This window comes from Mucilaginibacter kameinonensis, from assembly GCF_003675385.1.
GTDB classification, from domain to species: Bacteria; Bacteroidota; Bacteroidia; order Sphingobacteriales; family Sphingobacteriaceae; genus Mucilaginibacter; species Mucilaginibacter kameinonensis.
The window spans coordinates 355,058-380,449 of record NZ_RCWZ01000003.1 but is presented as its reverse complement, the minus strand read 5'-3'; the positions used below and the strand labels follow the sequence as shown (position 1 = coordinate 380,449).

Here is a 25,392-nt window from a genome sequence, read left to right as displayed (position 1 = left end):
AATTATTACGGACGGTTTGGATTGAATGAGATCATCCAGCTAACACCAAACTTGTCTTTAACCCAACCAAAGTAATCGCCCCAGAATTCTTCGCGCATTGGGCCGCCGCCTTCCTGGCCGGCTGATAAACCTGCATGAAACCTGTCTGCTTCTTCTTTTGATTCGCAGCTGATGGTAAGCGAAAAGTTAGTACCCATGGTTACCAAACCCATGCCGCCTTCTTCAACACCTAAGGCATCGGTACCCATAAGCATATTGCCCGGGCCAAGCGGCAGTGCAATGTGCATAAGCTTGTCTTGATCTTTTTCGGCAAGTTTTGATGCCTCGGGGCCGTCTTTAAAACGCATAACCACGGCAAACTCGCCTCCAAAAACTGATTTGTAAAAGTTAAACGCCTCTTCGGTATTACCGTTAAAGTTTAAATAAGGATTTACGACTAACATGTTGCTTGATTGTTTTTGTTTTATAATTGAGTGATTTTGTATAGTAAAGTTACGTCTTGTAACTTAATATAGGAGGGCGCTATTAAGACATATTAAGGGGTAAATTGCGACATGTAACTTCAGTGAAGTTGCAGTATTAAAAGGTGTCTGCCGTAACATTGTTTGATATAAACCTGTACAGGTAAGGGGCTTTATGAGCCCCGCCGGTCCACTTTTTGGCTATCCGCTCCAAAATACCAAGGCTTAGCATTTTACGCTGAAATGCCGCCCGGAGTAGTTTTTTATTGAGGATAGTTTCATAAAGTGATTGCAGATCGCCCATAGTAAATTCGTCTGTAAGCAGGTTAAAGCCTATCAGTTTCTGGTCGAGGTTGTTTTGCAGTGTTTGCAGGGCTTTTTCAATAATTTGCCGATGGTCCTGCATCAAAACCGGCAAATCATCAAGGCTATACCAATCACAACTGTCAGATATATCATCAGGAGTTGGTACGGCTTTAGTAAAATCAACCAGCGCGTAATAGCCGATTGATACAAAACGTTTCAGTAACCAGTGGTTATCGGGCGCGGTGTAGCCCCTGGCATGCATAATGGCTTTAAGCGGGGTAGGGTCATAACGGCTGTAATCGCCAAATACATAAAATTGTTCCAGGTAAATGTTGGTTAAAGCCGTGCGGCTTTCTAATACCCTGCGCGCTGCCTGGTTTACATCCTCATTGTCATGAATAAAACCGCCGGGCAGGGCATATAATGAAGAGTTTTTGTATGACAGCAGCAATACCTTTAACTGGTTATCATGAAACCCAAATATAACGGTATCAATAGCCAAACCGGGTAAAAAACCTTCGCCACTGATATTACTTTCCTGTTGTTCAAACTCTTTATTCATGCAGTCCTGAAAAAAAATAATTGCACAAGTAACAAAAAAATTTGAAATGTGAGATTAAATAATTTATTATTGTATCATTGTGTTACAATAAGGATTCTGGTTCTTGTTGTCCGTTATCCGCACGCTACAAACCAAATAACCAATAATGAAGAAACCAATTTTATTAATGCTGTTGCTTGCGCAGGTTGCCTCGGTGAGGGTAATGGCGCAGTTATCTGCAAACAAAACAGCCGTTGAGAATGGGGCGCTTGAAGGTACCCGCGAAGCATCGAACGTGTTAAGTTTTAAAGGGATCCCATTCGCGCAGCCTCCTGTTGGCGATTTACGCTGGAAAGAACCTCAACCTGTAAAAAACTGGGAAGGCACATTAAAAGCCGACCATTTTGGCCATAACCCTATGCAAAAGCCAATTTTTGGCGATATGGGGTTCCGGACGTCAGGTATGAGTGAAGATTGTTTATATCTTAACGTATGGACACCTGCAAAATCATCTAAAGAAAAGCTGCCTGTGCTGGTTTATTTTTATGGTGGTGGATTAATGGCCGGTGATGGATCAGAGTCGCGTTATGACGGCGAGAGCATGGCAAAAAAAGGAATTGTTGCTTTAACTGTAAATTACAGGCTTGGTGTTTTCGGTTTCTTTTCGCATCCCGAATTAACTAAAGAATCGCCAAATCACTCGTCGGGTAATTATGGCTACCTTGACCAGCACCAGGCTTTACTTTGGGTACAAAAAAATATCGCGGCCTTTGGGGGCGATCCTACACGGGTTACCATAGCAGGCGAATCTGCAGGATCAATTTCCGTGTCGGTGCAAATGGCTTCACCCTTATCAAAAGACCTGATTGCCGGTGCTATTGGCGAAAGTGGCGCAGGCATTAAACCAACACTTTTCCCTATCCCGTTGGCTGATGCCGAGCAGAACGGTGTAAAGTTTGCCGCAAATGAAAAAGCCAATACACTGGCCGATTTAAGAGCTATACCTGCCGAGCAATTGTTAAATGATGCCTTTAAGCCGGGAACTCCGCCAATGTCGGCCACTATTGATAATTACCTGCTACCAAAATCGCTGCCCGAAATATTTATGGCCGGCGAGCAGGCCAAAGTGCCTTTATTGGTAGGCTGGAATTCGGCCGAAGTGCCATTTCAATTTATGATGCGCGGCGATGCGCCAACACTTGAAAATTATACTAAAACATTGAAGCAACTATACGGAGATAGGGCAGAGGAAGCATTGAAACTATATCCGGCAGCTAATGATGAGGAAGTAGTTAAAGTGGCAACCGATTTGTCAAGCGATCGTTTTATTGTATACAGCACCTGGAAATGGGCTGATCTGCAGGTGCAAACAGGAGGGAAACCTGTTTACCGTTACCTGTTTTCACGTGTACGCCCCGCCATGGTAGCCTCAATGGGTAACGCAACTCCCGGGCTTGCAGGTGGTGTAGTTAAAGGCGATGCCGCAAAACCTGCTCCTAAAATGCCGCCGGCTGTTGGGGCCGCGCACGCTTCGGAAATTGAGTACGCCATGGGCAACCTTGCTGGTAATAAAACTTACGCATGGACTCCTGATGATTTTAAGGTATCTGAAACCATGGAAAACTATTTTGCCAACTTTATTAAAAAGGCAAACCCTAATGGTGCAGGATTACCTAAATGGTCGGCTATTACTGATAATAACAATGTTAAATTCATGAACATTGATGTAAAGAGCGAAGAGAAGCCGGAAGTCAACCGTGCACGCTATTTGTTTTTGGATAAAGATTACATGAAATAAGATTTTTTTTCAGATGTATGGGCTGGCTCCTGTGATTTTTCGCAGGGGCCTTTTTTGTGCGGCGATATCGCTATCTTTATTGAATGAAATTTAACCCGGTAAAAAGCTTCTTATCTAAATGGTTGTTGACGGCCATTTTAATACTCGGCTTTTTTACCTTTTCGGGGCTTAACATTCAAATAGCTAACCGGTTTAATAAAGCAGATACGACCTTGGTTGCTGTTTCACGAAACCAGAGCTCCAGATCAATTTCATACAAAGCTGCTTTAAAAGTAGCCCGCAGAGATAGTCAATTACACTCCCAATTTAGCAACCTGCAATCTTTAAGTCTTTTGCATAGCAGGGAAATAGATATTGACATTAAACAGTTATTTATACTGTTCATGTCAAATAAGCCAGTCAAAACCCTTTTTTTCATCAGAACTTACCATTCCAGCGCTGATGACGGTCATTCTTTTATAGGATAGTCCTTCCTTACTGATTACCAAACGGTAGTCTCTTTCCTTATTAATTATTCAGGGTATTAGCCTTTATAAGGACTGCGCCTGTTATTTATTATGCTATCAAAATGAAAAAAATTAAAAAGCTCATAAGGCTTTGTGGGCTTATTGTATTTATGATATTGGCGGTTGCCGGTATAGGTATATTGGGAGTAGCCCCCACTTTAACTAAAGACAGAAAACTGTTTGCTGACGAATATTCTAAAACGATAATAAAGGAAAACAACGAAAGCGAACCTCAAAGCCCCGATGAATAGCCGATAACTTACCTTAACATGAAATTCATAGCGGTACAGATAATTTGTTAATAGTTATCTTTGCCGCTATGAACTATTTTGAATTTTACGGCATCCCGGAATCTTTTAAGGTTGACCAGGCTTTGCTGAAGAAAAAGTTTTATGAGCTAAGCAAGCTATATCATCCCGATTTTTATGCAAATGAGGACGAAGCAAAACAACAGGAGATCCTGGAATTATCTACCATAAATAACAAAGCTTACCACGCACTTGGCGACCCGGCTAAGCGTTTAGAATACATTTTAAAGCTGCACGACCTGGTATCTGAAAAGGCAAAGCCACAATTACCTGCAGATTTTTTAATGGAAATGATGGACATCAACGAACGTCTTATGGAAGTGGAAGATGCGAAAGAGTTAGCATCAATAACTTCAGAAACACTTGCTATTGAAGGGGATATGAATGAAGAGTTAGCAAAGCTGACCAGTGACTATGAGCAATTGGATGATACGGCCAAAGAAAGCCGTCTGATAGAAATTGCAAATATTTACTATAAACAAAAATATTTGTTGCGAATTAAGGAGAGTTTATCTACATTTGCAGCCCGCTTGTAAGGGAATACACTTACAAAAATGCCCAGATGGCGGAATTGGTAGACGCGCTGGTCTCAAACACCTGTGGGAAACCGTGCCGGTTCGACTCCGGCTCTGGGTACTTTGCCGGAGTAATCACGATAATTCGTTTTTACTCCGGTTTTTTTTTGTTGTAATGTGTTGTTAATGTGGTAGATAAGTGCTGCTGCTTCGTTTACTTCGGCGGTTCGACCTTTCATTTCTGAAAAACGCCATTTTTTTGAGAAGATCGAACCAATTATAAATTGTTTACCTTTTATATCAGCTGACCGATATAAATAAATGAGATCCTTTAATTTATTTACCGCATTCTCTATTAGGTTTTCAATATCGATATCCGCTTCATAGAAACTTGATAAATCAGCAAGGTCAGCTTCTAACGACGATGTCTTAGTTTCGCACTCTGTTTTCATCAATTTGTAATCGGCACTATCAATTGTATCCGACAACAGCATTTCTCGCAGCCTCGTCATCCGATGGTTTTGTTCGGTAATCTGCTCTATAATTTTTTTTCGTTCAGCAATATAGATTGCCTGGGTATCGCCGTATTCGCCGCGAACAATCGCAGTGTATAATTCGGCTACCCCTGGTTTGGGCACGAATTTCATTAATTCATGCTCTAATGATGTATTTACTTCTTCGGCCTTAAGTCTGACTTTACAAGGCGCTTTACAATGGTAGTAATAATAGTATCCCGTCCGGCCTTTTGACGCGCTGCCTGTCAGTGTACGGGAGCATTCAGGACATAACAGAAAGCCTCGTAATGGTAAATTTTTCGGACAAACCGCTTTGATGGCCAAATCTCTTTTCCGGCCAGTTAAAACATCCTGGACCTCGTGGTACAGAGTTTCGGAAATTAATGCCTCGTGTACACCTTGTACTATAGTCATAGGTTCATCATTAAATGCGGGAACTATGACTTTGCCACAGTAACATGGATTTCTTATCGCCTCCCAGAAACTATTTCTGGAACACTTCAACCCTCGACGTCGCGCCATGGCCCATATGTTCTCAATAGCGAAGATGTTCTCGGCAATTTGTTCAAATGCCCATTTCATGTGGGCAGATTCTGGTTCGTTGAATGCGATATATTTTGTCCCGTTTTCCCTTGTTTTATTGATATAACCAGGCAACGCCCTGCCCATCCAACGTCCTTCTTTTTTTCCTCGTCTCATGCCATATTTGACATTTAACGCTCTTCTGTCATTTTCTACTTCGGGCATTGAAAGATAAACTGCAAGCATGATCTTGCTTTCTGGGATGGAGAGATCGAGGGGTTGTTCGATTGCAACGGGTTGTAATCCCAATTTCATCAATACGCTAATCATTCCATAAGCGTCTGCTGTGTTCCGGCTAAAGCGGTCCCATTTGGTAAATATCAATTTGTCATGTGCTTTGCCTTTAGTTTGCTTGAGATTGGACAGCATTTTATTCCAGGCGGGTCGATCAAATGTTTTGGCAGAATGGTCTTCAAAAATAACTTGTCCGACTATTATATTATTACGTTCGCAATATTGCCTAAGTCGCTCATCTTGGTCCCTTTGTGAAAAACCTTTGTCGGCCTGTTCATCAGTACTAACGCGTATATACAGAATCGCTGTTTTCATATCTCTAAATCTCCCTTATTGCCGGTTATCAGCTTTTTTTGCTGTTCTATTGACAATTTAGCGAATTTGTACATGATAACCAAAATGATTCGAGCCTCATCGAGCGTTATTACTGTGCCGTAGGATTTAAGCAAATTCACGGCTGTTTCTGGAGTGATTTTTTGTTTTCTTACTAGTTGGTAATCATTTTTTGACATTGGTTATTACAACATTTAATCATCAAATCAGAAGATGGATTTATCTCAACGCAACAATATCGTTTGTAAGATGGAGAATTAGTCCCTAAGTAAAACTCATTTCATTTATTTTAACCAGCTTAGACCTGTGAAGGGCATAGTAATTAATACAAAAATGACATAGAGGATCATTATATCTGATAAATAATTACAACTGACCAATCCTGAATAATCAGTATTTTATTGCTTTGAATTTTTACTCTATCTTACTTATACAAAAGAAGCAGCTGAAACTATAAGAGTAAACTTCAATGTTCAGTGAACTTTGATTGCAGGTCTGGAAGCCCGGCGAAACAAGGGTTGAACTATATTGGATTTTCCTACGATATAGTCCTTTGGGTCATCCTACATGAGCCACTGCAGGGTGAGACTATGAGTAGATATTGACTGAGGTTACTGGGGTGTTTGTCTAACAGTTTGATTGTTAGGTTTGTAGGTGTATTTTGAAATTAGTACACTCTTTTTGATCGTTATTTACAAAGGTGAAATTGTATTTTCAGAGCGGGAATCGAACTGAGTGTTGAAGCCTTTGATTATCAATATTTTATAGAGGTGTTTTGAACTTGCTCAATGATTTACTCAATAAACACAAAACGGCCATTATCGATTGCTTTTTAAAGGTATTAAAACTCCTGTACATTTCAAACTATTTAAATCATATCCTTTAGCAGAATCAATTTGTTCAGCGGCCCGACAAGGCAATTGAATAATTATTCTTCGATGATGAACCTAAGCTGCGTCTCCCGAGAAAAATTGAATGCATAACTTAATACCGATTCGAGTCCAGTCTGAGGATCCAAAATGCCTTAAAACGTTCAGAATGTACATTTGATGTAAACGTCGTTCGAATTTCGCTGAGTAATAAAAGCATCAGAGGATTTGTGAAACTCCACTAAAATCATTTCATAATGCAGGTTTTTCCGTCGTATTGTCATTGCTCTTTATTGGTCAACTGTAGAATTCAAGCATTGCTTGCAAGGAGTTTTTGCTATGTTTCGCTTCCTTATAACATAGTGCAATTAATCTTGAGATATCCTTCGGTTTAATTGATTTTGAAAGCCCCGTGAGGATTTTAAAAGAGTCGATTTCTATTCCCTCCGCGATAATCAGATGCGCCAGGATTATAGCATCCGTTTCAGGACATTTGGCGTTCACGTGCTCTTTAAGAAACTCTTTTAGGTTTAGACAACCATTTAACATAGGCGGCTTACCAGAGAAGCTTAAGCCCAATAATGTCTTCGCCAAACACACCCGGATGATTTGTCCGTTGATTATGGTAGCAGATTCAAGCATGAGCAACTTCACGTCTTTAGCAAAAGCCATAGAAGAAAAAAAAGGAAGACTTTCGATAAGAGCCAATTTAGAACTGTGAATGTCAGACAGAATAGTTATAAATAAACTTTTTGTTTGTGATGCAGTTAACCTTGTTTGTCTTAATGATAGCTTTTTGTCGAGATTTTCCATTGCAATCAATTTGGTGAATATAGGCAGCCAATAAAAAAGCAACGGAAAAACAAATATAGGTGATTGACAAGCTGTCTTTTATCAATACGTTTCAGATCAAAAAAGTTTTAGATGATCTAAAATATTTTTGTTTTACAAACTGAAGGTAAGCGGGTTACGAGACAGCTTCATAGCGCCAATCCGATTGATGAACGGTCAACGTCGATATTACACGGTGCATTGATAAACCAAAGCTTAAAAGGTATTTTCTGATTACGAATGCGTTGGCCTTTTTTGTAATACCGTTTGATATCTTGACTGGTATATACCGATAGGCTTAGACTTATCAAGTTACTGCTGTGAACCTGCAGGTTTCTACTTTAAGCGGATAGCACATGTGTTTTAAAGATGAAAAATAATTCTTTCTCTAATAGAGTAAATCAGCTATCATGGGTAAAATAAAATTTGCGTTTTTTTGATCACCCAAACCTGTATTTTAACTTACAGGTATTAACTTCCTAAAAACAAAACAATTTGTATGTCAGTTGGTTTTAGCTTTAGTACCATTTAAAACAAGGCATTATTCTGAAAGTCTTGTTAATCTATAACAGCTTGGGAACGGAATTAAATCGGGCTCGTCTGTTTCTATTTTAAACAATTCAATTACCATTCTCTGCTAAGGTAATTTCCTTTTCTGACAGTTATTCAAATTATTCATAATGGTTAAGAACAATTACACCCGTTATTTTCGCGTGTTTAAGAACGACACGGTAGTCACTGAAATTTCTACCAACAATCTTCAAATGCTTAAACTTAGGCCCGTAAAAGAGAACTGGCTCATCGGCGATACAACGGAAGTACTTGGCACTATTGCCGGTATACCATATGTCCTGCCTGTTAACGATCCATTATTTTATGGATACGCTACCCGTTCTAAAGCAATGGAAATGGCCAAAGCAGGTGCGCTAAATTATATTGATAAGCTTATAAATGAAGGGGCCGCCGGCGAAGAAACATTATTACAGTACCGCCGCGACCATTATGAAGATCTACATATTAATCTTGTGTATGATAAGATCGAAAATGAGAAAAGAACTGAAAGAGGTGAGGGTGAGATTATTATACCCCAATATGTGCCTTTATGGTTTTAACGATCAACGCTGGTTCATCCAGCATCAAATTCGGGCTATACGAAGAGGAAGCCAACCCCGAAAAAACATTCGGGGGCCAAATAAGCAGGATTGGATTGTCCGGTTCAATGCTTAGCTATACCAATTTTAAAACAAATCACAGTGCGAATACCGAATCAAAATCAACGGATTATGTTTCGGCAATAAGTTTCCTGGTAAGCTGGCTCGAAAAACAGATCAATTTCAGCGAAATAAATGCCATCGGGCACCGTGTAGTGCAGGGTATGGCGCACACCAAACCTACGCTGATAAGTGCTGAACTGCTGGATGAGCTCAAACTTATTATTCCTTATGATCCCGATCATTTACCTGTTGAGATCGCACTGATAGAAGCATTCCAAAAGTATCACCCGCGCATACCACAATACGCCTGCTTTGACACAGATTTTCATGCCGGAATGCCGCGTGTGGCCCAACTCCTGCCTGTACCACGCCGTTTTGATCAGCGCGGCATCCGTCGTTACGGATTCCATGGCCTGTCTTACAGCTATTTAATGCGGGAACTGGAAAACCGGGTTGGTAAACAGGCGCTTATGGTTCGCATAATCCTTGCCCACTTGGGTAATGGCGCCAGTGTTACTGCTGTTTATAATGGGAAAAGTATGGATACCAGTATGGGTTTCACCCCTGCGGGCGGTTTGCCAATGGCCACACGTTCGGGCGATCTGGATCCTGGAGTGGCCTGGCTCATGATCCAAACCGAAAACCTTTCGGCCGAAAAGTTCAATCATCTTATTAATCACGAATCGGGAATGCTGGGCATCTCGCAGACAACCGGCGACATGAACAACCTATTAACGCAGCAACATACAGATATTCGCTCGGCAGAGGCTGTAGCATTATTTTGTTACCAGGTAAAAAAATGGATTGGTGCTTATGCCGCTGTTTTAGGCGGTGTAGATATCCTTGTGTTTTCGGGCGGTATAGGCGAAAACTCACCCGAAATAAGAGCGAGGGTCTGTGAGGGCCTCGAGTTTTTGGGCATAAGCCTGGATGCTTCGCAAAATAATGAAAATGCGTCCCTGATCTCTGTAAATGAAAGCAGGGTTATGGTAATGGTACTACCCACCAACGAAGAATTAATGATAGCACAGATCGTAAGTAAAATGCTTGTTCATAAACAACTACTAGAATCATAAAACATGAATGTTACCGAAGATATCATCATAGAAGAGCAAACCCCGCTTACTGCGGAGATGTTAAATAAAATTAATGCCTATTGGCGCGCAGCTAATTACCTTTCGGTTGGTCAGCTTTACCTTCGCGACAACCCGTTGTTAAAAGAACCCCTGAAATTAACACATGTTAAAAACATGCAACTGGGACACTGGGGTACAACACCCGGGCAAAATTTTATTTATACCCACCTCAACAATATCATCCAAAAGTATGATCTTAACATGCTGTATATTTCCGGCCCAGGGCATGGTGGTCCGGCTGTAGTTGCCGGGACATACCTGGAAGGAACCTACAGCGAGGTTTATCCGGAAATTACCCAGGACGAAGAGGGTATGAAGATGCTTTTTACGCAATTTTCGTACCCGGGCGGTATATCCAGCCATGCATCTCCCCAAACCCCGGGTTCTATACATGAGGGCGGCGAACTGGGATATTCACTTAGTCATGCTTTTGGAGCGGTACTTGACAATCCCAACTTGATAGTGGCCTGCGTTGTGGGTGATGGTGAGGCTGAGACCGGTCCGTTAGCTACCGCGTGGCATTCCAATAAATTTCTGAACCCGCTGGCAGATGGTGCTGTTTTGCCCATCCTGCATCTTAATGGGTATAAAATCTCCAACCCAACAATTTTAGCCCGGATTTCGGGCGAAGAACTTGAGCAGTTGTTTCGGGGGTATGGTTATGTGCCCATCTTTGTAGAGGGCTCTGAACCGGAACTAATGCACCAGGCTATGGCGGCAGCATTGGAGCAGGCCATGCACCTGCTTAAACAGATAAAATACAATGCCTATGAGCACCCAAACAGCGTACACTCTAAATGGCCAATGATCATACTAAGATCGCCAAAAGGATGGACGGGGCCGAAGGAAGTTGACGGGCATAAGATAGAAGGTACATTCAGGTCGCACCAAATCCCGTTGTCGGTTTCAGCTGCAGATCCTGAAAGCCATCTTCAATTATTGGAAAAATGGATGAAGAGCTATAAGCCTGAAGAGTTGTTTGATGAAAGTGGCAGGTTGATACCAGAACTGGCTGACCTTGCCCCTAAAGGCGACAGCAGGATGGGCTCCAATCCCCATACCAACGGTGGTTTATTACTGAAACCCTTGCGCATGCCGGGATTTATGACTTATGCGATAGCTGTTCCTGAACCGGGGGTAAATGGCGAAGGTGATGTTCATGTAGCAGGGCGTTTCCTGCGCGATGTAATTAAACAGAATCCTGCTAATTTCCGGATCTTCGGCCCTGATGAAACGATATCAAACAGGCTGGATGCTGTTTTTGAAACCACCAACCGTCAATGGAATACTGAAATTAAGGATAATGACGAATACCTTGCCCCGATGGGCCGCGTCATGGAGATGCTAAGTGAACATCAGTGCGAAGGCTGGCTGGAAGGTTACCTGCTTACAGGCAGGCATGGCGTTTTTAACTGTTACGAAGCATTTATCCATATTGTAGATTCGATGTTTAACCAACATGCCAAATGGTTAAAAACTACGCGGGAAATTCCATGGAGAACAAAAATAGCATCATTGAACATTCTGCTTACCTCAACAGTGTGGCGCCAGGACCATAACGGTTTTACCCACCAGGACCCCGGCTTTATTGATCATGTAGTCAATAAAAAATCGGAAATAGTACGGGTATATCTTCCGCCCGACGCCAATTGCCTGCTTTCTGTTATGGATCATTGTCTACGCAGTTATCATTATGTAAACGTGGTTATTGCCGGTAAGCATCCATCGCCACAGTGGCTTGATATGGACGAAGCTGTTGATCATTGTACGCGGGGTATAAGTATTTGGGACTGGGCCAGTAATGACCAGGATTGTGATCCCGATGTTGTAATGGCATGTAGTGGCGATGTCCCTACATTGGAGACGCTGGCAGCAGTATCTATACTTAAAGAACATTTGCCCCAAATAAAGGTAAGGGTAGTAAATGTGGTTGACCTTTTAAAATTGGAAAGGCAGTCAGAGCATCCGCACGGTTTGAACGATCATGATTTTAATGAGCTTTTTACCACGGACAAGCCGGTTATTTTCGCCTTCCATGGTTACCCCTGGTTAATACACCGCTTAACTTACAACCGAACTAATAATCCTAGTATTCATGTGCGCGGCTATAAGGAAGAGGGGACTATAACAACATCTTTTGATATGACTGTTTTGAATGAAATGGACAGGTTTCACCTGGTTATAGATGTGATAGACCGGCTGCCACAAACCGGCAGTAAAGGAACTTACTTGAAACAAAAACTGCAGGATAAGTTAGTTGAACACAGACAGTACATAAATGCCCATGGGCAGGATATGCCAGAAATAACGAACTGGAAGTGGGCAGACTGAAGAAGTTATTAATGATATATTCGATATCTATTTAATAAGCATTAAATGGTAACCCTCAAGGTGATTAACAGCTGTGTCGCAGCTCATTACGCGAGCGAACGGGTCGAATTTTCCCGGATGTTTAGCCCGAACATAACTCGAATCATAAACTGTGCGGTTCGAAAACCGCACAGTCGGGGATCGTTAAAAGTGTTCTAATTCGCGTAAAACGCGCATTTGATCAATGAAGTGGTTCGAATTATGAACAATTAGGGGAACTCAAGATAAAAGATGGTCGCACGGTATAAGTACGGCCACTTTTAATTTCGGCCGTTAAATAAACATATATTTCCAGCCTAATAAAGTACATTTTGGGTTCGAGCTCTATGTCGTTTTTAAGAATATCTAAACCAAAAGCTGTTTGTTACTCCTTTGCTACTTTGACATCTAAAATTTTCTGATACTCAAACCACAATAAATTTCTGGATGGAATGTGAAAATTATTAAAACTAACTCAAAGACCTATATTCTACCGGCATATATCCAGTGCTTTTTGAATGCCCTGGTAAAATGATTAGATATTTAAAACCAAGCTCGCGAGCAACTTCGCTAATAGAACGGCTGGTATCCAGCACGCGTTCCTTGGCAATATCCATTACCTTGAGGCTGATATATTTAAAGGGTGATTTGCATGTTTCCTTTTTGACCACATCACCAAAATAATTGGGTGACAGATGCAGTTGATCGGCACTGTAATTAACTGCAGCAAGGCCGATGATGTGTGGTTTATCGCAACGAAAGTACTCGTTTAGTAAAGCTTCAAATTTGTCAATATTACTGTTCGTAAAGCAAAATACAACAAAGAACTTGATATAATAGCGCACTCATCACGTAAATTGGCGCTATCCAAAATCAGAGAAAAAATCTCGTGCATCAATCTCAAGCACCTCAAATAAGATAAACAGATATTCTATGGAAAAATCGATAGTGCTATCCTCAATACCTGTCAGTAAGGCAATATCAATAGCTGTGCGTTCCGACAATTGTTCCAAACTTAAGGCACGATATTTCCGCTCAAGCGCAATCTTTCGTCCGAATAGTTCCCGATGTGTCCTGGCTTTTGCTTTTTCATCCATAAGTGCGTCTTTATACGCTGCAAAAATACATTTACAACCTTAGATTGTGAATAAAGATAAATATTTCTGTAAAGGTGAGCAAAGGATATCAAATAATGATGTCATCATACGATTGGAAGACCTGTTCGTTTGAAATAATTAGGAGCATTAAGAATGAGAAGACAAAAGCTACCGGCTTAACATCAAGAGAAGTGTGGGGCATAGCGAGGCTGGCTATTTATGATGACGGACACCGGTGATCGTTCGATGGTTGTCATTGGTTTTGATTGTTTTTAAAACAGGCATAACATTAGCCGGGTTCCCTTGTTGTTTTATCGATGCAACACCCCAGCTACCTGAATTTTGACCCAGATAAGTATCCCTGGAAGCCGGATATTGATTACAGGAAATACCCTGAACGCTATCAGGTAGGTAAAGGTGAACAGGGCGTGTTGATCTGCGAACCTTACAAAAGCGAGATCGGGCATTATTGGCGTTTTAAAACAAAACCGATCGCCGGGGAAAGCAGTGAGCGGATATTTAATTTGTTTAATAAATATTTAGCCTCCGGTGATTTTGTTGGTGCAGATATGGCGCGCAAATATTTGCAGATGGGTTACACACGTGCTCGTCGTTACGCGAATTATAAGGGCGGCAGGAAATACGACGGGCAACGGGACTACGCCTTGCTGGAGCGCGGCATCGGTGATCCCGAAAAGGCGGAGGCAGCTCAAGTATTTTATGCCAGATGGAAAGCAGCGGAGGCTAATGAGGTTACGCCGCTATGAAACAAGATTGGAAGCATGCGAGGGGTTAAAAAGGAAAACTTACCGCAGAAGCTATGCGTTACATGCGGCAAACCGTTTCATTGGCGGAAAAAATGGGACAAAGTTTGGGAAGAAGTCAAATACTGTTCAGAGAAATGCAGACGGAAAAAAAAACACTGATATTGACGCTTAGGTTGGATGAGGAAAGCCAGGCATTCTTTGATGAAATGCGGAAGAGGCATTTTCCACAGGAGCGTAATTTTCTTAAAGCGCATTTGACTTTATTCCACCAGTTGCCGAGCGATTTGGTGACTGGAGGATATTTCAGGCGTTTGTAATACCGCACTTTTGAAATGAAAGTGGTTGGCTTACGTCAGCTCGGCGCGGGAGTTGCGTACCAAATTGATTCTACAGAATTGCAGGAGTTGCATAAACAAGTAAGCGTATATTTCCAGAAGGCACTAATTCCACAAGACCGTCAACCATTCAAGCCACACATTACTATACAAAATAAAGTGACACTGGCCGCATCCAAAGATTTGCTGAACGGGCTAAACGCCCGTTTTAAACCGTTCAACGTTTATGCCGCCGGACTGGATTTATGGGAGTACCTGGGAGGTCCGTGGCAGCACATTTTCGGATATGAATTTATATAATGAATTAGAAGCTGGAGTTTCGTTCTAGTATAAATATTTTCAAACAATTTAAGAATAATGAAGTTTCTTCAATGAACAGATAATCTTGTAAAAAGAATGACAACGGCATCAGAAACTAATAGAATGGAAACGTCAGAATGCCAGGAATTTTGCGCAGATGAATTGAAAGACATCTATTGAACGGAAAAACATCTGTCGAAGACCTTATCAAAAATGAAAATGATTACCACCGGACCGGAAGCGGCTCAGGCATTTGAAAAACACATGGCAGAAAACGATGGCCATATTACCATTTTGAATGAAGTTTTCGGACTGCCCTATGAAAAGCCGGCCGATGAGAATTACGATGCGATGACAAGTATTCTGGAAGAAGCTAACGGAATCGTCCGAGAAACGGAAAAAGGTACGATGATCGGCGGCTTCGGATTGATACCGGAGGCGCAAAAGGTTGAGCATCCTGAGGTTGTTACTTACGGCAAGTTTCGCCGGTTGGCAACTGACATGGGCCGCGATCATGTAGCTGCATTGCTCCAAAAAACGTTGTACAATAAAACGCGACTGACGAAGCGCTGACTTTTTGTGCCGAGGGCTGGTAAACAGTCAAGCCGAAGTTGAATATTAAAATACATTGATCAGAATACCCCGATTCATTTCTCGGGATATCATTTAACCGAAAATAATGGAAAAGAAAAATACGCCACCCAAAAAGGGTACCGAAGATGTTATTGATAAAAAGCTTGCACCGCAGCCGGAAAACGCCAAAACGGAAAGCTTAAGGCCTCAGACGGCCGATGCTACAGGAGCGCAAATGACTACCAATACGGGCCTTGCCATTAATGACGATCAGAACTCCTTAAAGGCAGGAGATCGCGGGCCAACCCTGCTGGAAGATTTTATATTGCGGGAAAAGATCACCCATTTTGATCATGAGCGTATTCCGGAGCGCGTAGTCCATGCACGGGGATCAGGGGCGCATGGCATTTTTAAAGCCTATGGAAATGTATCGAACGTTACTAAAGCCAAATTTTTATTGGAAACCGAAAGAGAAACTCCGGTATTCGTGCGGTTTTCAACAGTGGCGGGCTCGAAAGGCTCTACTGACCTGGCCAGGGACGTCCGGGGTTTCGCAGTGCGATTTTATACCGAGGAAGGGAACTTCGATCTGGTAGGTAACAACATGCCCGTATTTTTTATACAGGATGCCATGAAATTTCCTGATCTCATTCATGCCGTAAAGCCGGAACCTGATAATGAGATACCGCAAGCCGCTTCTGCTCACGACACTTTCTGGGATTTTATTTCACTTACACCGGAATCGGCGCATATGATCATGTGGGCAATGAGCGATCGTGCCATACCGAGAAGCCTCCGGATGATGGAAGGGTTCGGGGTACACACCTTCCGGTTCATCGACGAAGCAGGAAAGGCCTGTTTTGTGAAATTTCACTGGAAACCCTTATTAGGTGTTCATGCCGTCGCATGGGATGAGGCGCAGAACATTTCCGGTAAAGACCCGGATTTTCATCGCCGTGACCTTTGGGACGCCATAGAAAGTGGTGCATTCCCCGAATGGGAACTGGGTGTGCAGATCATTCCGGAAGAAGATGAATTCAAATTCGATTTTGATCTCCTTGATCCGACTAAATTGGTTCCGGAAGAATTGGTGCCCGTTCAACGTATCGGTAAAATGACCTTGAACAGGAACCCGGACAACTTTTTTGCGGAAACTGAACAGGTAGCTTTTCACCTGGGACATATCGTGCCTGGGATCGATTTTAGTAATGACCCTTTATTGCAGGGCCGGCTATTCTCTTACACCGATACTCAGTTGAGCCGCCTCGGAGGACCTAACTTCCAGGAAATCCCGATCAATCGCCCGCTCAACGCTGTCCATAACAACCAGCGCGACGGGCACATGCGCCAAACAATAAATAAGGGAAAAACGAGCTATGGACCAAATTCATTAGGCAATAATGACCCGCAACAGGTAAAGGAAACTGATGGCGGGTTTGTGAGTTACCAGGAGCGGATCGAGGCCCGAAAGATCCGAGCAAGGAATAAAAGTTTCTTTGATCATTTTAGCCAGGCCACACTATTTTTTAACAGCCAGTCGCAACCGGAAAAGAACCACATTATCGACGCATTGACCTTTGAACTTGGTAAAGTAAAAACGGTCGCGATCCGCGAACGGATACTGGGTATGCTCCTGCAGATCGATGCGGGACTAGCCAAAATCGTGGCTGACGGTCTTGGCCTACAGGTGCCTGAAGTTCCTGTACTCAATCAAAATATGCCGGCAGATGGCGACCCGGCGGATTATGCTTCTGTGAAAGGCAAAAGTTCGGTAACAAGCTCACCCGCCTTGAGTATGGCGGCTACCGTCAAAGATACGATCAAAAGCCGGAAGATCGCGATCCTGGCATCAGAAGGTGTAAACGCGAAAACGCTTAGCGCTGTCAAAGCGGCATTAGAAGCTGAAGGGGCGGTTGCTGAAATTATCGCTCCGAAGTTGGGTATCGTCAACGATGGCATTGAAGTCGACCAGAGTTTTCTTGGCACTGCATCAGTATTGTTTGATGCAGTTTACGTAGCGGGAGGTAAGGGCTTGGACACTGAAGCCCATGCCTTGCATTTCATGAACGAAGCATTCAAGCACTGCAAGCCCATTGCGTTTGAAGACGGAACAGAGACGATATTGGCGGCTACCAATTTTGCAGAAAAAGCAAAAGATGATCCGGGTGTCGTTAAAGGTCCCGATTTAATAAAGAACTTCGTCACTGCCATCCAGGGGCATAGGGTCTGGGAACTTGAAAAATCAAGATTAATACCTGCCTGAGATGGAAGTTAATAGTATATTGTTTTTTCAGGCGTCCCGGAGCGGTGACCTGGATACCCTGAATCGCCTGCTTCAAGAGGGTGTCGCTGTGGACATTCGTGATGAGAAAGGTTATACGCCGCTGATCATCGCCTGTTACAATAACCAGTGGGATGCTGCAAAGCTGCTACTCGATTCTGGTGCGGACGTTAATTCCGGAGATGCCGGTGGTAACACTGCCCTCATGGGTGTTTGTTTTAAAGGATTTCCGGTCATTGCCGAATTACTGATCCAATATGGTGCGGACCTTGATATTCAGCATGGAAATGGTGGTACAGCCCTGATGTTCGCCGCCATGTTCGGACGCAACGAAATGCTACGGTTATTAATAGCAAAGGGCGCTGACCGGAGTTTAAGGGATAACAGAGGGCTCAGCGCATTTGATCTGGCCGCACAGCAGGGAAATGAAAGTGGAATCGAAATTTTAGAAAGTCAATGAGGCCTTAAAAGCCCCGCGGAGCCATCTGCGGGGCTTCTTGATACAAATTATGAAACGAAAGAAAAACTTTTTCGAACGCTTTTCAGAATGGGCCACTAAAGCTACTGGTAGTTCTGCGGCATTTATCCTGGCCGTATCAGTAGTGGTCGTCTGGGCAGCCAGTGGTCCGGTCGCTAAGTATTCTCAAACTTGGCAGCTGATCATCAATACAGGAACAACAATCATCACTTTCCTGATGGTTTTTCTGATCCAAAAATCACAAAACAAAGATTCCAAAGCGATCCATTTGAAACTAAATGAACTAATTGCTTCCCATGAAGGCACCAGCAACCGGATGGTTGACATAGAAAATCTGACCGAAAGAGAACTCGATCAGCTACATAAGTTTTATGTGCAGATTTCTCAGCTGGCGGAAAAGGAGGACGACCTGACCTGTACGCATTCAATTGATGCGGCCGAAGAAAATAATCGTAACAAGTCTGTAAGCCTTAAAAAAAGGCAGTCCTACATCAAACGAAAAAACTAAAAACGGCTGAAGCAAACGAATGGTTCATACCTGTTTGTTTATCAAAGGTCCACTTTATCACAACTTGAATGTCTTTTTTCCAATGTACAAAAGCAGTTTTCAACAAGTAGCTATTCTCGGCGGGGGGCCTTCCGCACTGTTCATCGTCAAGCGTTTTGTAGCCCGTGCAATACCGGAACTATCCATCACCATTTTCGAAAAAGATGACCGGCTCGGCTATGGTATGCCTTATGGTCAGAACGGGGCTGCGGATGAACATGTAACGAATGTTTCCGGCAACGAGATACCGGAATTGATGAGTGACCTGGCTGACTGGATCAAAAAAGTCCCTAAGGATACGTTGGACAAATACCATATAGACCCGGATAACTTCAATGATTATAAAGTTTTACCGCGTTTGCTTTTTGGACAGTACCTGAATGAACAGTTTAACCTCCTCCTCAAACAGGCTAGGGAAAACGGGATCGAAACCACGGTTTACTATAAAAGCAAAGTAGTTGATGTCATTGATGAACCAATAAAAAAAAACGTAAAGGTTTTGCTGGAGGACAAACGCAAGTTTGATTTTGACCGGGTCATCATATGTACGGGCCATCTTTGGCCGGTCAGGAATGAAGGAAATGTCAGGGGGTGGTTCGATTCACCTTATCCACCCGCCAAGATCAGTATAAAAGCAGATCACGCTGTCGCTATACGTGGTTCTTCACTTACAGCCATCGACGCGATCCGGACTTTAGGCAGACATAACGGTACCTTTGAGAAAATAGACGGGAAGTTATGCTTCAGGGCAGATACCCCCAATTTCAAAATCGACATGTATTCCCGCAACGGTTTGTTGCCCGCAGTAAGGTTTCATTTGGAAGACTCACACTTGGGAAAAGAAACGGTGTTGCCCGTGGATGAGGTAAAAACGATACGGGACCAAAATGAAGGCTTTTTGCCTTTAGACTATGTTTTTGAAAAAAATTTTAAAGCTGGAATCTTAAAGCAGGACCCTGAATTTTATCAGCAGATCAAAGATATGGATATGGAAACCTTCGTGGACTGGATCATGGAACAGCGTGAGCAGGCTGACCCTTTTGAATTGTTGAAACAGGAGTACGCCGAGGCAGAACAGTCTATCAGGAAACGAGAGTCCGTTTACTGGAAAGAAATGCTTGCCATCCTGAGCTTTGCCATGAATTACCCCGCTAAATATTTTTCAGCAGAAGATTGGCTACGGTTGCAGAAAAAGTTAATGCCCCTGATTTCTGTTGTGATCGCATTTGTACCACAGAGCTCGGCTGAAACTTTACTGGCGATGCACCAGGCTGGGAAACTGGATCTTCACGCCGTAGGAGAAGATGGATCTTTCGAACCGGGCGAGGATGGGGGCGTAGTAATCGACGGCATCCATTATCAAACCTTTGTAGATTGCATCGGTCAACCTCATTTGAAATACGAAGAATTGCCTTATCCAAGCCTATTGAAAAACCGCACCCTCAGCCCGGCGCGTTTAAGGTTCAGAAATCCGGAAAGAGGCAGGGAACTAACAACTGTTGGTCAGCAAAAGGCAGTTAGCTATGATCAGGGGCATTATTACGTGACGGTGCCAGGTGTAAGCATCAATGACAGCTTTCAGGCAGTTGATGAGTTCAATGCATTGAACGAACGAATTTATATCATGGCCGTTCCTTTCATCGGAGGCTTTAACCCTGATTATTCTGGCCTGGACTTTTGTGAAGCGGCCTCTAAGGCTATTATTGACAGTTTATGAAATTATTTATGGTCTTACTGGGGGCTAAAAGCTCCGAAACGAAATGTCGAACAGCATGATTTCTTTTTCGGCATAGCTGAAAAGCTTGGCGACCTCAAACAACAATTCATCGATTTCAGGCGGGATGCTGGTGATAGCTTGCATATCGAACGTGTTTTTTTATCAACCGGGGCAGCTATACTTCCGGAATACGGAAGAACAGCATAACAAGGTATTGACGGTACAAGACGACCGGATGCCTGCGCTTAAAGCCAGTAAGATCACCGGATTCTTCAAAAAAGCGATCATAAAAAGATTAAAGGGGCAAACGCCCATATCGATGATAATACGGGACCGATGTAAACGACATTTACCGGATCGAAGATTTATCGTCACCGGAGACACCGGACACAAAAGCCCACTGACATATTATTCGCTTGACCGCGGTTGAAAATGCCTATGCGGACGAAATATACCTCTGCTATTTAAAGATGAATCAGCAAGATTAGCGCTTATTTATCCTCGTCACTCTCAGCCCTGGCGCTGGCTTCGGCTTCCAATAAATTGGTTTCAATAGGGTTTTTCGCAAGCAATTTGGCGAACCAGGATAGATTTTCCGTCATAAATCGCAGACTTTTGTTCGTATAGAAGTAGCGTTCGCCTCCGGCTTCTACATAATCGTCTTCGCCGCCCGCCAGCCCTACCCAATAGGCGTTGGCATTTGGCGGGATCGTAAACCCTACATCCTGCATGGACCATAATACCTGAGCCGCACAACTGTGCGCACCGTCTTCATTGCCTGTAACCAGGCATCCTGCCACTTTATTATAAGGCATGAACTGGCCGGTTTTTTCGTCGATCAGGTTTTTGTCACGAAACACCGCGTCCAGGCGTTCAATAACTTTTTGGGCGGGAGAGGCGAGATGCCCCATCCATATAGGAGCGGCAATTACAAAAATGCTGCAGTCCCTGATCTTTTCAAGCAAGGCGGGCCATTCATCGCCGTCGCCTTCATCGGACGAGTTTCCAGTCAGCACATTATAGTCGTTCAGCCTGATGATTTCTGTTTCAAATCCTTTTTCCCTTAACTGACCAGCTGCTTTTTTGGCAAGTGCTTCTGTATTTGAGAATTTCGGCGCACGTTTAAGCGTACAATTGATAAATAATGCTTTCATTGATATTAAAAAAAAGAGCCGCCATTCGGCAGCTCCTGAAATCTGTTTTTTTTACTTCGAAGCGTCACGCAAAACCTTTACCTCGTCGTGAGCGGCGTTTACACCACTCTGCTGACGTCCAATGATCTCGCGGGCATTTGAACTCAGCTCCGGATCTTCCAGTGCGTCACGATACGCTTTTTTGATAGCATCTTCTCCTCGTTCCGCTTCTGATAAAATGCTTTCGCGCGTATTACCACCAAATACGGATTTCACGTCTATCCATGCACGGTGCAGGCTGCCCGAAACGCTTGTTCCGGTTTCCACCTCACCTCCTTCCGCGCCAACCAATGCGGAAAGTTCCTGGCTGTTCTCGCGGCTTTGGGCTGCATATCGCTGAAAAATTTCTTTCAGGTCAACGTTTTCGTCTTTAATATCTGCTATCGCTTTCTCAAAACCGGCTATCCGGTCATTGTTGATCTCGATCAGTTCGTTAAGAACTGAAGTTGTTTTGGTTTCCATAGGTTTGATTTTAATAGAACATTTACTATCTGATACAACGTCCCGAGAGCTTGATGGTTTTAATTAAAATTAATTATAAAGAAATTATTTATGGTATGATAATCGCTAATTAATAATTATGAAAATCCTCAAGTTGATCCCTAAAGCAAAAACCGTTGTTGAAAGTTCAGTTTCGAAGTTATTTATAGACGGTGACGCGACTATTTTTGCGGGCACACCACGTCAATTCTTAAAAAATAATCCCAAAGTATTTACACCCAATAATGGATTCATTGCCTGACTTAGTTTACCATGAAAAGAATTTCCACATCAACTATCCTATTAGTTTCATTGACGGCTGGTACAGCCTGTTGGCTGATATTCGGTAGTATTTTAAAAAGAACGGTTAAAATACAAGTCAAAAACTCACGGCTGGAATGATCAGTTATGACTCGGATATTTCTATAGAATTAACACGTCTTTTAATGGACATGATTACAAGTTAAGGTTGGACAAGGAAACGTTTTGAGGATGGCAGGTTTTACAGCGCAGCACCCGCTGTATTATTGAAATAAGCATAAACAGTTTTTCCCTCATTTATCCATTCCCGGGTACAGGTTGCATACTCGAAAAAAAAATCAACACCGTAATTGCCCTTGTATCGGCCCTGGCCCATGAAACCAAAGGTAAATCTAATTGTCCACCTTCAGTTCCGTTGGGAAGGCAGAAGCAGGCACATCCTGTAAAACGCTGCAAGCCTGGTACCTGTTTAGTAATTCATATGTATGGCCGTTATGCCACGAGGGGAGACGAAATTCGACCCCCAATGGCCAATCAGTACTTGTTAACATGCCCAGTAATTCATCTAACTGGGCTGACGCCTGGTAGTTCACACCGGGCGGAAACTTGATCAGTAAGGTCCCCTGTCTCTTCTTAGCAGGCGATATCGCGTTCATAAACTCTGTTAAGGCAGCTAAAGAAAACAGCAAGTTCTTTTGACGCGTGATCTCCTTCCATAATTTAAAAGAACCGAAAGCCAGGCGGAACTTCCTCAACCCACCTGTTGATAGTTTTCGCTCTCGGCAGTTTTTAAAAAGAACGGTTCACTTCCAGACTGTTCTTTAGCAGCGCGCAACAGCTCAGCCTCGCCAGGTCTGCATGAACTTAAGGAAATTCGCGCTTAGGTATGGATAATTGCAAACTACCCGCCCCACCATAAAAAAAACATTTTTGCAACAAGCCGGGATACAGGATGTTTTGGTGAAAGGATGATTAGTAAATCAGAATTTCTATTGAATTGGGTGAAGAAAAAATATGGAGGAAAGATCATTCCCGTAAGTGATGTGCCCTATATTGATCACGTAATGGCGGTTGCCGAAATTGCAGCAAATTACGCGGTATTCGGTTATGAAGCGGGCCTGTGCCATGATATGCTCGAAGATCATATTTGTACCGATGTTGAATTGATCGATGCTTTGTCCTCCTGTGCCTACAGTTTAGCGGAAATAAATACTATTATGGTTTTAGTACTTGAATTGACTGATAAGTATACAAGTGGAGCTTTCCCTAAACTAAGCAAGAGAGAACGACGGCGAAAAGAGAACAAGCGACTGAGTAAGGTTAGCGCCACTGCACAAACCATCAAATATGCGGATCTATTATACAATATGGACTGGAAGCTACGATATGAGCCTGAAAAAGCGAAACGTTACCTGAAGCGAAAAATCCGATTATTACAGCGTATGGATAAAGGCAGCACTGCTTTGCGGAAAAAAGCATTAGACCATGCGTATAGCTGCATATCATGCGTGTAGCTATATTTAACGGATAGAGCGCCTGTAAAAGGAGTTAGTAAACCTGCGTTAGTGGCTGGTGGAGAAAAAGGATGAAGTTATTGCCGAAATCATCGCTGAGACGCTACGATTTATCACGTGTTCCAATGTTTGTCTTAAAACCCTTGGGGAACTACATATCATCACCGGGAATAAGTGCAAACTGCCTCAGCCGATCTGGGCGTTCTTCCTGCATTTTTTAGAGGACTGGTTAAAGTATAATAGTGACGCACTTCATTGCGCGGTCATAAGTTCTGAGCGCAATATACGGCCAGCAAAGGTTTTAAGAGATTTCTTATGAACACAGCAATAGGTCGGCGTTTTGCTAGAAGACTCGCTGGGGCTGTTCATTCAGGGAGACAAGCGAGACGCGTCTATTTTGATCCGTTGACCGATGATTCTTTTTTGAATCCGCTGAACAAGGATTATATAACGTTGGCTGGCGCCGGAACAATGAACGCATTCATATCATTTTTCGTTCGTATATCCGGTCAAACCGAAACAGGCAATACTGCGGATCTTCAAAAAGATTAAATGATATCAAAGAGATTACAGCCGATACTTTTCAGGCCGGCAAAAACCAGAAGCGATTTTTCAGATTCATAAGTCCATATTATCGAATCACGCAGCAACAAATGTTGAATAAGTTGCTGTAACTTGTTCTCATTGTAATAAAATATTTTCTTGCCGTAATAATTCTCCGATCTGTTCTTTTACAAGAATTGCGCTAAAAATATATTGGTATTCAAACATTTCACTGCTAATTTGTTTGTTTTTATGTTAATTGCTGAATATGTCTGGTATTAATAAGGTGTTTTTGATTGGTCATTTAGGTAAAGGTCCGGATTTACGTCATCTTGATAACGGCGACGCTGTCGCATCCTTCCCTTTGGTTACCTCGGAAATGATTTGCAAAGGTGACCAGCAACAAGTGGTCACCGAATGGCATAATATTGTCATGTGGCGATCCATCGCAGAAAGTTCGGTACAACTGATAAAAGGGCAATTGGTGTATATCGAAGGTAAGCTCCGTACCCGTAATTTTACGGATCGATCTGGAATTAAAAGATATGTAACAGAAATTGCAGCAGACCATTTCGAAATACTGACCTGATCCTGACCTAAACTTTTTGGAACCAGGCTGTAATTTTTTTGCAGACTGCACTACTGCCATTACTTTGCGGAATTTCTTATTATTAAAACAGGGTTACAATTTGTAACCCCTGTTTTATTTTAACAGCTTGTACCCACCCAATATAATTAAGAGTTTAAATTGGGTTTACCAGCGCGCCTGTAATTGCGGACATCGCTCGGACATTAAAAATTCGTTAGC

32 protein-coding genes and 1 tRNA gene are annotated in these 25,392 nt (G+C 42.8%); 23 read left to right on the top strand and 10 right to left on the bottom strand.

Annotation, left to right across the window (positions count from 1 at the left end):
• Positions 1-5 precede the first annotated feature (5 nt).
• A complete protein-coding gene (locus tag EAH55_RS14830; RefSeq protein ID WP_114938136.1) occupies positions 6-443 on the bottom strand; it encodes a VOC family protein in 438 nt (145 codons plus the stop codon).
• A 136-nt stretch (positions 444-579) separates the two neighbouring features.
• A complete protein-coding gene (locus tag EAH55_RS14825; RefSeq protein WP_121810350.1) occupies positions 580-1,329 on the bottom strand; it encodes an NUDIX hydrolase in 750 nt (249 codons plus the stop codon).
• A 145-nt stretch (positions 1,330-1,474) separates the two neighbouring features.
• Here EAH55_RS14825 and EAH55_RS14820 point away from each other — a divergent pair, with 145 nt between their 5' ends.
• From EAH55_RS14820 to EAH55_RS14800, 5 genes are all read left to right on the top strand, one after another.
• Entirely contained in the window at positions 1,475-3,106 is a 1,632-nt protein-coding gene (locus tag EAH55_RS14820; RefSeq protein WP_121810349.1) for a carboxylesterase/lipase family protein, read from the top strand.
• 83 nt (positions 3,107-3,189) lie between these two features.
• On the top strand, positions 3,190-3,573 hold the full coding sequence (locus EAH55_RS14815) for a hypothetical protein (protein ID WP_121810348.1): 384 nt from the start codon (positions 3,190-3,192) through the stop codon (positions 3,571-3,573).
• A gap of 101 nt (positions 3,574-3,674) precedes the next feature.
• Positions 3,675-3,863, top strand: a complete 189-nt coding sequence (locus tag EAH55_RS14810; RefSeq protein WP_121810347.1) for a hypothetical protein — start codon at positions 3,675-3,677, stop codon at positions 3,861-3,863.
• 68 nt (positions 3,864-3,931) lie between these two features.
• Positions 3,932-4,456: a Fe-S protein assembly co-chaperone HscB gene (gene hscB, locus EAH55_RS14805; RefSeq protein WP_121810346.1), complete on the top strand. Its 525-nt coding sequence runs from the start codon at positions 3,932-3,934 to the stop codon at positions 4,454-4,456.
• A 20-nt stretch (positions 4,457-4,476) separates the two neighbouring features.
• A tRNA-Leu gene (locus EAH55_RS14800) sits at positions 4,477-4,556 on the top strand.
• Here EAH55_RS14800 and EAH55_RS14795 read toward each other — a convergent pair.
• Together EAH55_RS14795 and EAH55_RS14785 are read right to left on the bottom strand one after the other, a co-directional pair.
• Positions 4,510-6,081 (bottom strand): recombinase family protein, encoded by a 1,572-nt coding sequence (locus EAH55_RS14795; protein WP_121810909.1) that lies wholly within the window; start codon positions 6,079-6,081, stop codon positions 4,510-4,512. The two genes, EAH55_RS14800 and EAH55_RS14795, sit on opposite strands and share 47 nt — an antisense overlap.
• A 1,184-nt stretch (positions 6,082-7,265) precedes the next feature.
• Positions 7,266-7,781, bottom strand: a complete 516-nt coding sequence (locus EAH55_RS14785) for a DUF892 family protein (RefSeq protein WP_121810345.1) — start codon at positions 7,779-7,781, stop codon at positions 7,266-7,268.
• 698 nt (positions 7,782-8,479) lie between these two features.
• Here EAH55_RS14785 and EAH55_RS14780 point away from each other — a divergent pair.
• From EAH55_RS14780 to EAH55_RS14770, 3 genes are read left to right on the top strand one after another with little or no spacing between them, the layout of a single operon-like run.
• Complete coding sequence (locus tag EAH55_RS14780) at positions 8,480-8,911, top strand: hypothetical protein (RefSeq protein WP_121810344.1); 432 nt, start codon at positions 8,480-8,482, stop codon at positions 8,909-8,911.
• Positions 8,902-10,089, top strand: coding sequence for an acetate/propionate family kinase (locus EAH55_RS14775; protein WP_121810343.1), 1,188 nt, complete (start codon positions 8,902-8,904; stop codon positions 10,087-10,089). Before EAH55_RS14780 ends, EAH55_RS14775 begins: the two co-directional genes overlap by 10 nt.
• A gap of 3 nt (positions 10,090-10,092) precedes the next feature.
• Complete coding sequence (locus EAH55_RS14770) at positions 10,093-12,480, top strand: phosphoketolase family protein (protein WP_121810342.1); 2,388 nt, start codon at positions 10,093-10,095, stop codon at positions 12,478-12,480.
• A gap of 488 nt (positions 12,481-12,968) precedes the next feature.
• On the opposite strand, the gene EAH55_RS14765 is transcribed toward EAH55_RS14770, so the two are convergent.
• The gene (locus EAH55_RS14765) at positions 12,969-13,343 is read right to left on the bottom strand and encodes a helix-turn-helix domain-containing protein (RefSeq protein WP_121810341.1); all 375 of its coding nucleotides are present in this window, start codon (positions 13,341-13,343) and stop codon (positions 12,969-12,971) included.
• Between the two features lie 18 nt (positions 13,344-13,361).
• Entirely contained in the window at positions 13,362-13,595 is a 234-nt protein-coding gene (locus EAH55_RS14760) for a helix-turn-helix domain-containing protein (protein WP_121810340.1), read from the bottom strand.
• Between the two features lie 95 nt (positions 13,596-13,690).
• Here EAH55_RS14760 and EAH55_RS30930 point away from each other — a divergent pair, with 95 nt between their 5' ends.
• The 11 genes from EAH55_RS30930 to EAH55_RS31520 all read left to right on the top strand — a co-directional run bounded on the left by EAH55_RS30930 (position 13,691) and on the right by EAH55_RS31520 (position 20,800).
• Entirely contained in the window at positions 13,691-13,834 is a 144-nt protein-coding gene (locus EAH55_RS30930; protein WP_162996889.1) for a hypothetical protein, read from the top strand.
• 78 nt (positions 13,835-13,912) lie between these two features.
• Positions 13,913-14,362 (top strand): DUF4385 domain-containing protein, encoded by a 450-nt coding sequence (locus tag EAH55_RS14755; protein ID WP_208644855.1) that lies wholly within the window; start codon positions 13,913-13,915, stop codon positions 14,360-14,362.
• Between the two features lie 15 nt (positions 14,363-14,377).
• A complete protein-coding gene (locus tag EAH55_RS14750) occupies positions 14,378-14,521 on the top strand; it encodes a DUF2256 domain-containing protein (protein WP_121810339.1) in 144 nt (47 codons plus the stop codon).
• Positions 14,497-14,679: a 2'-5' RNA ligase family protein gene (locus EAH55_RS31165; RefSeq protein ID WP_208644854.1), complete on the top strand. Its 183-nt coding sequence runs from the start codon at positions 14,497-14,499 to the stop codon at positions 14,677-14,679. The genes EAH55_RS14750 and EAH55_RS31165 overlap by 25 nt, the downstream gene beginning before the upstream one ends.
• A gap of 15 nt (positions 14,680-14,694) precedes the next feature.
• Complete coding sequence (locus EAH55_RS31160; RefSeq protein ID WP_208644853.1) at positions 14,695-14,997, top strand: 2'-5' RNA ligase family protein; 303 nt, start codon at positions 14,695-14,697, stop codon at positions 14,995-14,997.
• Between the two features lie 213 nt (positions 14,998-15,210).
• Positions 15,211-15,570: a DUF892 family protein gene (locus EAH55_RS14740; protein WP_244228211.1), complete on the top strand. Its 360-nt coding sequence runs from the start codon at positions 15,211-15,213 to the stop codon at positions 15,568-15,570.
• A gap of 106 nt (positions 15,571-15,676) precedes the next feature.
• Entirely contained in the window at positions 15,677-17,833 is a 2,157-nt protein-coding gene (locus tag EAH55_RS14735) for a catalase (protein WP_121810338.1), read from the top strand.
• 1 nt (position 17,834) lies between these two features.
• A complete protein-coding gene (locus EAH55_RS14730) occupies positions 17,835-18,311 on the top strand; it encodes an ankyrin repeat domain-containing protein (RefSeq protein WP_121810337.1) in 477 nt (158 codons plus the stop codon).
• Between the two features lie 49 nt (positions 18,312-18,360).
• Positions 18,361-18,837, top strand: coding sequence for a low affinity iron permease family protein (locus EAH55_RS14725; RefSeq protein WP_121810336.1), 477 nt, complete (start codon positions 18,361-18,363; stop codon positions 18,835-18,837).
• Positions 18,838-18,919: 82 nt separating this feature from the next.
• The gene (locus EAH55_RS14720) at positions 18,920-20,593 is read left to right on the top strand and encodes an FAD/NAD(P)-binding protein (RefSeq protein WP_121810335.1); all 1,674 of its coding nucleotides are present in this window, start codon (positions 18,920-18,922) and stop codon (positions 20,591-20,593) included.
• A gap of 72 nt (positions 20,594-20,665) precedes the next feature.
• Positions 20,666-20,800 carry a hypothetical protein gene (locus EAH55_RS31520; RefSeq protein ID WP_394339776.1) on the top strand — a complete coding sequence of 45 codons (135 nt, stop codon included), beginning with the start codon at positions 20,666-20,668 and terminating at the stop codon, positions 20,798-20,800.
• Between the two features lie 284 nt (positions 20,801-21,084).
• Here the strand turns inward: EAH55_RS31520 and EAH55_RS14710 are convergent, their stop codons facing one another.
• Entirely contained in the window at positions 21,085-21,747 is a 663-nt protein-coding gene (locus EAH55_RS14710) for a flavodoxin family protein (protein WP_208644852.1), read from the bottom strand.
• A gap of 51 nt (positions 21,748-21,798) precedes the next feature.
• A complete protein-coding gene (locus EAH55_RS14705; RefSeq protein ID WP_091211766.1) occupies positions 21,799-22,248 on the bottom strand; it encodes a ferritin-like domain-containing protein in 450 nt (149 codons plus the stop codon).
• A gap of 118 nt (positions 22,249-22,366) precedes the next feature.
• Here EAH55_RS14705 and EAH55_RS30925 point away from each other — a divergent pair, with 118 nt between their 5' ends.
• Positions 22,367-22,528: a hypothetical protein gene (locus tag EAH55_RS30925; RefSeq protein WP_162996888.1), complete on the top strand. Its 162-nt coding sequence runs from the start codon at positions 22,367-22,369 to the stop codon at positions 22,526-22,528.
• Positions 22,529-22,768: 240 nt separating this feature from the next.
• On the opposite strand, the gene EAH55_RS31515 is transcribed toward EAH55_RS30925, so the two are convergent.
• Both EAH55_RS31515 and EAH55_RS14695 read right to left on the bottom strand, forming a co-directional pair.
• Positions 22,769-22,903 carry a DUF72 domain-containing protein gene (locus EAH55_RS31515; protein ID WP_121810333.1) on the bottom strand — a complete coding sequence of 45 codons (135 nt, stop codon included), beginning with the start codon at positions 22,901-22,903 and terminating at the stop codon, positions 22,769-22,771.
• 16 nt (positions 22,904-22,919) lie between these two features.
• The gene (locus EAH55_RS14695; RefSeq protein WP_121810332.1) at positions 22,920-23,282 is read right to left on the bottom strand and encodes a DUF72 domain-containing protein; all 363 of its coding nucleotides are present in this window, start codon (positions 23,280-23,282) and stop codon (positions 22,920-22,922) included.
• Positions 23,283-23,519: 237 nt separating this feature from the next.
• Between EAH55_RS14695 and EAH55_RS14690 the strand changes: the two genes are divergently transcribed.
• The 3 genes from EAH55_RS14690 (at position 23,520) to ssb (ending at position 25,173) form a co-directional block, all read left to right on the top strand.
• Positions 23,520-24,041: a hypothetical protein gene (locus tag EAH55_RS14690; RefSeq protein ID WP_162996887.1), complete on the top strand. Its 522-nt coding sequence runs from the start codon at positions 23,520-23,522 to the stop codon at positions 24,039-24,041.
• A gap of 315 nt (positions 24,042-24,356) precedes the next feature.
• A complete protein-coding gene (locus EAH55_RS30920) occupies positions 24,357-24,593 on the top strand; it encodes a hypothetical protein (protein ID WP_162996886.1) in 237 nt (78 codons plus the stop codon).
• 259 nt (positions 24,594-24,852) lie between these two features.
• Entirely contained in the window at positions 24,853-25,173 is a 321-nt protein-coding gene (ssb, locus tag EAH55_RS14685; protein ID WP_121810330.1) for a single-stranded DNA-binding protein, read from the top strand.
• The last annotated feature ends 219 nt before the right edge of the window (positions 25,174-25,392 follow it).